Annotated in this window: 1 pseudogene; it reads right to left on the reverse strand. The window is 67.8% G+C overall.

The features are described from left to right. A pseudogene (locus LC490_RS24205) lies at positions 1 to 1,200 on the reverse strand (hypothetical protein); the annotation flags it as partial.

The following is a 1,200-nucleotide window of genomic DNA, read 5'->3' on the forward strand; positions in this document are numbered from 1 at the left end:
CCGTCAACACGCAGGTCGCACCCGGCGCCACCGAGGCGCAGGTCGTCGTACTCGGGGTGATCTTGCTGTCGTTCACCACCACGTTGGTCAGGTTGCCGCTGGCGCTGGTGTTGGTCACCGTCACCGTGTAGGTCAGCACGTCGCCCACCGACACCGTGCCGCTGCCGTCGTTATCGGCATTGGTCATGGTCTTGGCGATCGTCTGGCTCAGCGCCGTCACCGGCGTGGTCACCGTCGTCGTGCAGGCCGGATCGGTGCTGCCCACCGGGCAGACCGGGCTGGTCGAAGTCGCGGTGTTCACCACGTTGCCCGCAGTCACGTCGGCCGCGGTCACCGTGTAGGTGCCCGTCAACACGCAGGTCGCACCCGGCGCCACCGAGGCGCAGGTCGTCGTGCTCGGGGTGATCTTGCTGTCGTTCACCACCACGTTGGTCAGGTTGCCGCTGGCGCTGGTGTTGGTCACCGTCACCGTGTAGGTCAGCACGTCGCCCACCGACACCGTGCCGCTGCCGTCGTTATCGGCATTGGTCATGGTCTTGGCGATCGTCTGGCTCAGCGCCGTCACCGGCGTGGTCACCGTCGTCGTGCAGGCCGGATCGGTGCTGCCCACCGGGCAGACCGGGCTGGTCGAAGTCGCGGTGTTCACCACGTTGCCCGCAGTCACGTCGGCCGCGGTCACCGTGTAGGTGCCCGTCAACACGCAGGTCGCACCCGGTGCCACCGAGGCGCAGGTCGTCGTGCTCGGGGTGATCTTGCTGTCGTTCACCACCACGTTGGTCAGGTTGCCGCTGGCGCTGGTGTTGGTCACCGTCACCGTATAGGTCAGCACGTCGCCCACCGACACCGTGCCGCTGCCGTCGTTATCGGCATTGGTCATGGTCTTGGCGATCGTCTGGCTCAGCGCCGTCACCGGCGTGGTCACCGTCGTCGTGCAGGCCGGATCGGTGCTGCCCACCGGGCAGACCGGGCTGGTCGAAGTCGCGGTGTTCGCCACGTTGCCGGCGGTCACGTCGGCCGCGGTCACCGTGTAGGTGCCCGTCAACACGCAGGTCGCACCCGGCGCCACCGAGGCGCAGGTCGTCGTGCTCGGGGTGATCTTGCTGTCGTTCACCACCACGTTGGTCAGGTTGCCGCTCGCGCTGGTGTTGGTCACCGTCACCGTGTAGGTCAGCACGTCGCCCACCGACACCGTGCCGCTGC

Source organism: Lysobacter sp. ESA13C, assembly GCF_019970005.1.
Classification (GTDB): domain Bacteria; phylum Pseudomonadota; class Gammaproteobacteria; order Xanthomonadales; family Xanthomonadaceae; genus Lysobacter; species Lysobacter antibioticus_B.